This is a genomic window from Thermohalobaculum xanthum, assembly GCF_016623495.1.
Classification (GTDB): Bacteria; Pseudomonadota; Alphaproteobacteria; order Rhodobacterales; family Rhodobacteraceae; genus Thermohalobaculum; species Thermohalobaculum xanthum.
Window position 1 is genome coordinate 151,363 of sequence record NZ_JAEHHL010000005.1, and the last position, 8,313, is coordinate 159,675.

Below are 8,313 nucleotides of genomic sequence, written 5' to 3' on the forward strand. Positions count from 1 at the left end.
GCCCTACCGTCCCTGCTGTGGGCTGGTGTCCCAATCGCTGCCGGCGTCGTCCTTGTGGAGCCCGCCGCGATTGCGCCAGCGCACGATCTCGGCGATCACCGACACCGCGATCTCGTGCGGGTCGATGCCGCCAAGATCGAGACCCGCGGGGGATTTCAGCCGCGCGATGCGATCGGCCGGCATGCCCTCGGCGGCGAGGCGGTCGGTGAGGGCCTTCGCCTTGATGCGGCTTGCCACCATCGCGACATGGCGCGCGGGGCTGTCGAGCGCCGCGCGCAACGCGGCGAGATCGTTCTGCCCCTGCGACGCGACCACGACGAAATCGTCGGCTCCGATGCCCAGCGCGGCGGGGTCCGCGGCAGGGAAGAGGCGCACGCCCTCGGGCGCCCCGGCGTCCTCGGCCATGGCGACGCGATAGCCCATCAGAACCCCGTGGCTGGCGATCGCCTGCGCGATCGGGCTCGCCCCGAAGATCACCAGCTGCGGCGGCAGGCTGTAGGCCTCGATCAGGATGTCCACCGTCCCTCCCGACGGGCAGCCGCTGCGGTAGAGCGGCACGCCGTCGGCGTCGGTCATGGCGACCACGCGGGCCGCGGGCTTCACGCGGATCAGGCGCGTCTCGCCGCTGGACAGCGCCTCGGCCGCGGCGCTGCGCACGGCGCGCTGCACGCAGCCGCCGCCAAGATGGCCGATGATCTCGCCCGCCTCGGTCACCGCCGCCTTCGCGCCCGCCTTGGCCGAGGTCACGTCGGCGGTGCGCACCACGGTGGCAAGGCAGAAGGGGCGGCCCGCGCGGCGCAGGCGCTCGATGGTGTCGAAGATGTCGAAGCCGGTCATGGCGTGCCTCTCAGAGCTTCGCGAATTCGGGCTCGAGCGCGGCCAGCGAGGCGATGCTGTTCGCGGGCAGAAGCGCATCGAGATGGGGCCGCGCCGCGGCCATGCCGCGCGCGACGGGCTCGTATCCCTGCCAGCCGGCCAGCGGATTGAGCCAGACGATCCGGCCGGCCCTTCGGCCGAGCCGCTGCAGCGCGGCGGCAAGTTCGCCGGGCGTGCCGGTGCAGTAGCCGTCCGAGAGGATCAGGACCACGGTGCGCCCGTTCACCGCCCGCGCGGCGTGCGCATCGCAGAAGGCGCCGATCGCGCCGGCGATGTTCGTGCCGCCGCCGAAGCCTTCCGCCATCAGCGAGAGCCGCGCGGCGGCGCGCAGCGGATCGCGGTCGCGCATCGCGGGGGTCACGCGCATCAGCCGCGTGTGGAAGAGGTAGGCGTCGGCAGTGGTGTCGGCGTCGATGAGCCCCTTGAGGAAGGCGAGGAAGACCCGGGCATAAGCGGTCATCGAGCCCGACACGTCGCAAAGCGCGACGATCCGCATCGCGCGGTCGGGCCGGCGGCGGCGGAAGAGGTCGAGCGGCTCGCCCCCGCGCGCCAGGCTGCGGCGCAACACGCGCCTGAGGTCGAGCGCCGCGCCCCGCTTCGCCGCGCGGCGCCGGCGCGAGCGGCGGTCGCGCAGGCAACGGGCGAGGTCATGCGCCACGCGCTCGGCGGCGGCCAGGATCTCGGGGTCCATCAATCCGCGCAGGTCGCGCTGCACCAGCGATCGGGTGCGGGTGGCGATCAGGCGCCCATCGGTGCCGTCGGCCTCGCTGTCGTTGTCGTCGGGGCCCGTGGCCTCGGCGCCGGGCGAGGGGGTGGTCGCGTCGTCGCCGAAATGCGCGCGCCACAGTGCCGGGCGCTGCGCCGGGGTGACCCGCGCGGCACGGTGCTCCTCGCCGCCGCGCGTGCGGCCCGCGTTGAACCAGTAGGCGTCGAAGAGGTCGTCGAATCGGCCTGCGCTCTCGACGTCGTGGGCCAGCACGGCGCGGAAGGCGAGCCGCGCCTCGGCGGGGTCGAGGGCGGCGACATGGCCGAGCGCCGCGAGCGCGTCGGCGGTCTCGCCGGGGCCCGCGACGATGCCGTTGAGCCTGAGATGGGCGATGAAGCCCGCGACCCGCTCGGCGATGCCCGAGGCGCGGGCGGGGAAACGGGTTGTGCGCATCACGCGGCCCGCCCGATCAGCCGCGCCAGCAGCTCGGGCGGCACCGCGTCGCGGTCGCCGGCGGTCTTGAGCAGGCAGACGAGGCTGGCCTGAACCGCGGCGGGATCGTCGGAAAGGTCGTTGATCCCGAGCCCGGACAGTGCCGCCGCCCAGTCGAGCATCTCGGCGATGCCGGGCTTCTTCTCGAGCTCCTCGTGCCGCAACGCCTGCACGACGCTGACGATCTGGCGCGCGAGCCGGGCTTCGAGCCCCGGCGCGCGCAGCCCCAGGATCGCGAGCTCGGCCTCGGGCGAGGGGTATGAGACATGAGCGTAGAGGCAGCGCCGCCTCAGCGCGTCCGAGAGGTCGCGCGTGCCGTTCGCGGTGAGAACCACCATCGGCCGGCAGGTGGCGGTGATGGTGCCGAACTCGGGCACCGTGACCTGGAAGTCCGACAGGATCTCGAGCAGGTAGGCCTCGAACTCCTCGTCGGCGCGGTCGATCTCGTCGATCAGCAGGACCGGCGCCTCGGCCTGCGTGATCGCCTCGAGAAGGGGGCGCTTGAGCAGGTATTTCTCGGTGAACAGGGCGTCCTCGCCCATGCCTTCGGCGGCGCGGATGGCGAGGAGCTGGCGCTGATAGTTCCACTCGTAGATCGCGGCCGCGGCGTCGAGGCCCTCGTAGCACTGGAGCCGGATCAGCCGCGCGCCCTTCACCGCTGCCAGCGCCTTGGCGATCTCGGTCTTGCCGACGCCTGCCGGTCCCTCGATCAGCAAGGGGCGGCCGAGCGCGAGCGCAAGGTGGAGCGCCATCGCCAGCGCGTCATCCGCGACATAGCCGGTCTGGGCGAGGCTGGCCTGAAGCTCGCGGAAGCTCATTGCGCGCGCCTGTGGGCGGGCTCGGGCGGGCGCGGATCGTTCGCCGGGGGCGCCGGGGGGGCAGGGGCGGCGCGCCACGGCGGGGGCGGCCGGATCGCCGCGCGGGGCGCGGCGGACCCTTCAGCCGGCGTGCCCTCGGGCCGCCGGTGCCCCGGCCCGGAGGCCGGGGTCATGCGGGGGCGCGACGCCGCCCCGCGTTCAGCCGTGCAGACCGAGATCATGGGCGATCTTCCAGACCCGCCAGTGGTCGTGCGGCATGTGGGCATGGACATGGCCGAAGGCGCGGAAGGCGTCGTTGACCGCGTTCGAGAAGCAGGGCACGCCGCCGACATTGGGGCTTTCGCCCACGCCCTTCGCGCCGATCGGATGGTGTGGCGAGGGGGTCGTGGTCCAGTCCGTCTCGTAATGCGGGGTTTCCCACGCGGTCGGCACGAAGAAGTCCATGAGCGTGCCGGTCTTGACGTTGCCAAGCTCGTCATAGGCGATCTCCTGCCCCATGGCGATGGCCAGCGCCTCGGTCAGCCCGCCATGCACCTGTCCCTCGATGATCATGGGGTTGATCCGCGTCCCGCAATCGTCGAGGGCGTAGAAGCGCCGGATGTCGACCTGCCCGGTGTCCACGTCCACGTCGACCACGCAGACATAGGCGCCGAAGGGGTAGGTCATGTTCGGCGGGTCGTAGTAGCTGACCGCCTCGAGCCCCGGCTCGATGCCCGGGATCGCCTGATTGTAGGCCGCGAAGGCGATCTCGGCCATGGCCTTGAACCGCTCGGGCGCGCCCTTGACCACGAAGCGGTCGACGTCCCATTCGACGTCGTCGTCATGCACCTCGAGCAGGTAGGCCGCGATCATCTGCGCCTTGGCGCGGATCTTGCGCCCCGCCATCGCGGTCGCCGCCCCCGCCACCGGGGTCGAGCGCGAGCCGTAGGTGCCGAGGCCGTAAGGCGCGGTGTCGGTGTCGCCTTCCTCGATGGTGATGTTGTCGGCGGGGATGCCGATTTCCGAGGCAAGGATCTGAGCGAAGGTCGTCGCGTGGCCCTGGCCCTGGCTGATGGTGCCGAGGCGCGCGATCGCCGACCCGGTGGGGTGGATGCGGATCTCGCAGCTGTCGAACATGCCAAGCCCGAGGATGTCGCAGTTCTTCACCGGTCCCGCGCCGACGATCTCGGTGAAGAAGGTGAGCCCGACCCCCATCAGCTTGCGCGTCTCGCCGCGGCGGAAGGACTCGACCCGGTCGGCCTGCTCGGCGCGCAGGTCCTCGTAGCCGACGGCGGCGAGCGCCTTGTCCCAGGCGGTGTGGTAGTCGCCCGAGTCATACTCCCAACCCAGTGCCGAGCGGTAGGGGAACTGGTCCTTGCGGATGAAGTTCTTGCGCCTCAGCTCGGCCGCGTCGATGCCCAGCTTGATGGCGAGCACCTCGATCATGCGCTCGATCAGGTAGGCCGCCTCGGTCACGCGGAACGAGCAGCGATAGGCGACGCCGCCGGGCGCCTTGTTGGTGTAGACGCCATCGACCGCGAGCCAGGCCACGGGAATGTCGTAGCTGCCGGTGCAGATGTTGAAGAAGCCCGCCGGGAACTTGGTGGGATCGGCGCAGGCGTCGAAGCCGCCATGGTCGGCGGTGACGTGACACCAGAGCCCGGTGATCCGGCCGTCCTTGGTCGCCGCGATCTTTCCCTGCATCCAGTAGTCGCGGGCGAAGGCGGTGGCCATCAGGTTCTCCATCCGGTCCTCGACCCATTTGACCGGCTTTCCGGTCACGATCGAGGCCACGATCGAGCAGATGTACCCCGGGTAGACGCCGACCTTGTTGCCGAAGCCGCCGCCGATATCGGGGCTGATGATGCGGATGTTGTGCTCGGCAATGCCCGAGATGAGCGAGGCCACGGTGCGCACCGCGTGCGGGGCCTGGAAGGTGCCCCAGACGGTCAGCTTGCCATTCACCTTGTCCATCGAGGCGACGCAGCCGCAGGTCTCGAGCGGGCAGGGATGTGTGCGGTGGTAGTAGATCATCTCCTCGGCCACGACGTCGGCCTCGGCGAGCACCTTCTCGGTCGCCTCGCGGTCGCCCTGCTCCCAGGTGAAGATGTGGTTGTGGTGGCGCCGGGCGCCGTGGGCGCCTTCCTTCTGGTCGGCGATGTCCTCGCGCAGCACCGGTGCGTCGGGCTCGAGCGCCTTGAAGGGGTCGGTGACGACGGGAAGCTCCTCGTAGTCGACCTCGACCAGTTCGACCGCGTCGGCCGCGGCGTAGCGGTCGGTGGCGACGACGAAGGCGACCTCCTGGCCCTGGAACAGGACCTTGCCATCCGCGAGCACCATCTGCTTGTCGCCCGCAAGCGTGGGCATCCAGTGCAGGCCCAGGGGCGCCAGGTCGGCCGCGGTCAGCACCGCGACCACGCCCGGCACCTGCTTGGCGGCCTCGGCGTCGATCGAGACCACGCGCGCATGGGCGTAGGGCGAGCGCACGAAGTCGCCGAACAGCATGCCGGGCAGCTTGATGTCGTCGACATAGTTGCCCTTGCCTTGCGTGAAGCGCACGTCCTCGACGCGCTTGCGGCTGCTGCCGAGGCCCTTGAGCTTCTCGGCGCGCTCGGCGGGGGTGGGGGTGATCTCGTTCATTCCGCGGCCTCCTTCTCGCCGCGCAGCACGGCCGCGGCGGCCATGATCGCCTTGACGATGTTCTGGTAGCCCGTGCAGCGGCAGAGATTGCCGGACATGCCGAAGCGGACCTCTTCCTCGGAGGGGTTCGGATTCTCCTGCAGCAGGCGATGCGCGCGGGTGATCATGCCCGGCGTGCAGAAGCCGCATTGCAGGCCATGATGCTCGCGGAACATCTCCTGCAGCACGCCGAGCGAGCCGTCAGGGTTCACCAGCCCCTCGACGGTGGTGACGCTGGCGCCGTTGGCCTGGCCCACGAACATGGTGCAGGACTTCACCGAGCGCCCGTCGACGTCGACGGTGCAGGCACCGCAATGCGAGGTCTCGCAGCCGATATGCGGGCCGGTGATGCCCAGCTCCTCGCGCAGGAAATGGATGAGCAGGGTGCGCGGCTCGGCCAGCGCCTCGACCTGCGTGCCGTTGACGGTCATCTTGACGTGCATCTTCGCCATGTCGCCCTCCCTCAACCCATCCGCGCGCGGGCGCGGTCGATCGCGCGGCGCAGCATGACGCCCGCGACATGGCGCTTGAACTCGGCCGGGCCGCGGTTGTCGTCGCCCGGGTCGATCTCGGCCAGGGCAGCCGCGACCGCGCCTGCCGCGTCTCCCGCCGCCAGTGCCTTGCCAGCGGCTTCGGACCAGATTGGCCGGTCGGCGAGGTTGGTCATGGCCACCGAGGCGCCGTTCCGGCCGATGGTGACGGCGGCCGCCGCGGTGGCGTAGTCGCCGATCTTGCGCTTCTGCTTCTCGTAGGCGTAGCCGGTGCCGGGCGCGGGGTGGGGGACCAGGATCCCGGTCAGGATCTCGTCATCGGCGCGCGCCGTCTCGTAGGCCGAGATGTAGAAATCCCGCGCCGCGACCTCGCGCGTCCCGCCGGGCCCGGCGAGGCTGTAGCGCGCGCCCAGGCACTGCATCAAACCGGGCATGTCGTTGCCGGGGTCGCCATTGGCCACGTTGCCGCCGACGGTCCCCACATAGCGGACCTGCGGGTCGGCGATCTGCAGCGCCGCCTCGCGCAGCAGCGGGCAGGCCGCTGCCAGCCCGTCATGGGCAATAAGCTCGGCCTGCGTCACCATCGCGCCGATGCGGATGTCGTCGCCCACCGCGATGCCCCTCAGATCCGCGATGGCGGCGAGGTCGATCAGGTGCTCGGGCGCGGCCATGCGCAGCTTCATCATCGGGATCAGGCTGTGCCCGCCCGCCAGCACGCGGGCGCTGTCGCCAAGCTGGGACAAGAGGCCCGTCGCCTCGCCCAGCGTCTCGGGGCGGTGATACTCGAAGGCTCCCGGTATCAAGGCTCATTTCCTCCGCTGTTGCCGGCGCATGCGGCGCCGTTCTCGTTATCCGACGAGTCGATAACCCCGGCGCGCGCCAAGGCAATTCCCGGCTGCCCGTCCTGCGCCGGCGCTGCACGAGATGCGCCTGGCGCGCACGAATGACGAAATCAGATGCCGATCGCCTTCATCGTAAGCGGAAGGTTCGCGCGGCTCACCGGGACAGGGGGCACCTTGAGCTTTGGGTCGAAGAGGCAGGCGCCCTGGTCCTTCTTGCGCTCGAATCCGCGCACGTAGGAGAGGTTCACCAGGTAGCTGCGATGGGTGCGCAGGAACCCGCCGCCGCTCAGATCCTCGGCCAGCCGGTTGATCGGGAGCGGGCAGAACACCGCGTCGTCGGCGCGCAGGAGCCGCGTGTAGCGGCCATCGGCCCGGATCGCGATCACGTCGGAGAGCGGCGTGAAGAAGGTGCGGCCGTCGCGCTCGTAGGGCAGGCGGGTCGGGCGCCGTGCAGCGGGCGCGGGATCGGCCGGTGTGGAACTGGCGGCCGGCGCGGAGGGCGGGGAAGCCTCGCCCGCGGCCTGCCCCGTGGCGGCCGCAAGCTCGCCCAGCGTCGCCGTCGTCAGCAGGAAGGCGCCGCAGATCAGGAAGGCCGCGAACACCACCAGCATGGCCAGCATGTGGTTGGAGACGAGCGGCGCCGAGACACTCAGGTCCTCGATCGCGACGAAGCCGGTCCAGGCCATCGCCGAGAAATGCATCGCCAGGATCGCGAGCGCGTAGATCACCGCGCCGATGGCGATGCCCCTGAGCGTTCGCTCGCCATAGGCGATCTTGAGCGCGCCGAAGCTGATCAGCACGGCAAGCGTGGTCGAGACCAGGTAGCCGGTGGCGCCGAAGACCGGCGCGCAGCCCCTGAGCCCATACATGCCGGAATAATGCATCGCGACGACGCCGAGGCCCATGATTGCGCCCGCGAGCGCGATGCGCCGGTCCGAGCGGGACCCGAAATGCAGGAGCAGGAGCGCCGCCCCGGCCATCAGGATCGCGATCAGCGCCGAGGCCAGCGTGAGCACCGGGTCGTAGAACACCTCGACCGGCAGGTCGAGCGCCAGCATTGCCACGAAATGGGTGGACCACACGCCGCCGCCCAGCACGATCGCGGCCCTGACGATCATCGGCTTGCGCCGCGCCGCCGGAAGGCGCGAGAGGCCGTTCGTCAGGCTCAGGCCGGTGAAGGCGGCCATCAGCGCGATCAGCGCCGCCGCGCCGACAAGCAGTGGGCTGTAGCTGACGACCAGCATCCCGTCATCGCCCCGATCGCAGGCGCCACATCATCGAGAGGACCGGCCTCGCATGGATTTCGGCACTGGCATGGCGCCGACTATACAAGGGCCATGGCGGTCGCGCCATGGTCTCGGCCGTGGCACTGGCGCGTCCCTCGGACCTCCCCGGCGAGTTCCGCCGGGGCCGTTGTTGCCGGTATTGTG

At 70.8% G+C, this 8,313-nt stretch carries 7 protein-coding genes; all 7 read right to left on the reverse strand.

The window, feature by feature from the left end:
• Window positions 1–3 precede the first annotated feature (3 nt).
• The gene (locus H0I76_RS09760) at window positions 4–837 is read right to left on the reverse strand and encodes an XdhC family protein (RefSeq protein ID WP_200609678.1); all 834 of its coding nucleotides are present in this window, start codon (window positions 835–837) and stop codon (window positions 4–6) included.
• A gap of 10 nt (window positions 838–847) precedes the next feature.
• Window positions 848–2,035 (reverse strand): vWA domain-containing protein, encoded by a 1,188-nt coding sequence (locus H0I76_RS09765; protein ID WP_200609679.1) that lies wholly within the window; start codon window positions 2,033–2,035, stop codon window positions 848–850.
• Window positions 2,035–2,892, reverse strand: a complete 858-nt coding sequence (locus H0I76_RS09770; protein WP_200609680.1) for an AAA family ATPase — start codon at window positions 2,890–2,892, stop codon at window positions 2,035–2,037. Before H0I76_RS09770 ends, H0I76_RS09765 begins: the two co-directional genes overlap by 1 nt.
• A gap of 198 nt (window positions 2,893–3,090) precedes the next feature.
• The gene (locus H0I76_RS09775; RefSeq protein ID WP_200609681.1) at window positions 3,091–5,511 is read right to left on the reverse strand and encodes an aerobic carbon-monoxide dehydrogenase large subunit; all 2,421 of its coding nucleotides are present in this window, start codon (window positions 5,509–5,511) and stop codon (window positions 3,091–3,093) included.
• Complete coding sequence (locus H0I76_RS09780) at window positions 5,508–6,002, reverse strand: (2Fe-2S)-binding protein (RefSeq protein WP_200609682.1); 495 nt, start codon at window positions 6,000–6,002, stop codon at window positions 5,508–5,510. Before H0I76_RS09780 ends, H0I76_RS09775 begins: the two co-directional genes overlap by 4 nt.
• 11 nt (window positions 6,003–6,013) lie before the next feature.
• On the reverse strand, window positions 6,014–6,844 hold the full coding sequence (locus H0I76_RS09785) for an FAD binding domain-containing protein (protein ID WP_200609683.1): 831 nt from the start codon (window positions 6,842–6,844) through the stop codon (window positions 6,014–6,016).
• Between the two features lie 149 nt (window positions 6,845–6,993).
• Complete coding sequence (locus H0I76_RS09790) at window positions 6,994–8,127, reverse strand: MHYT domain-containing protein (RefSeq protein WP_200609684.1); 1,134 nt, start codon at window positions 8,125–8,127, stop codon at window positions 6,994–6,996.
• Between the last annotated feature and the right edge of the window lie 186 nt (window positions 8,128–8,313).

Bases quoted from the DNA above. Each gene is read 5' to 3' on its own strand.
- H0I76_RS09770 (WP_200609680.1), bottom strand. From the start codon at position 2,892: ATGAGCTTCCGCGAGCTTCAGGCCAGCCTCGCCCAGACCGGCTATGTC.
- H0I76_RS09780 (WP_200609682.1), bottom strand. From the start codon at position 6,002: ATGGCGAAGATGCACGTCAAGATGACCGTCAACGGCACGCAGGTCGAG.
- H0I76_RS09790 (WP_200609684.1), bottom strand. From the start codon at position 8,127: ATGCTGGTCGTCAGCTACAGCCCACTGCTTGTCGGCGCGGCGGCGCTG.
- H0I76_RS09760 (WP_200609678.1), bottom strand. From the start codon at position 837: ATGACCGGCTTCGACATCTTCGACACCATCGAGCGCCTGCGCCGCGCG.
- H0I76_RS09765 (WP_200609679.1), bottom strand. From the start codon at position 2,035: ATGCGCACAACCCGTTTCCCCGCCCGCGCCTCGGGCATCGCCGAGCGG.
- H0I76_RS09775 (WP_200609681.1), bottom strand. From the start codon at position 5,511: ATGAACGAGATCACCCCCACCCCCGCCGAGCGCGCCGAGAAGCTCAAG.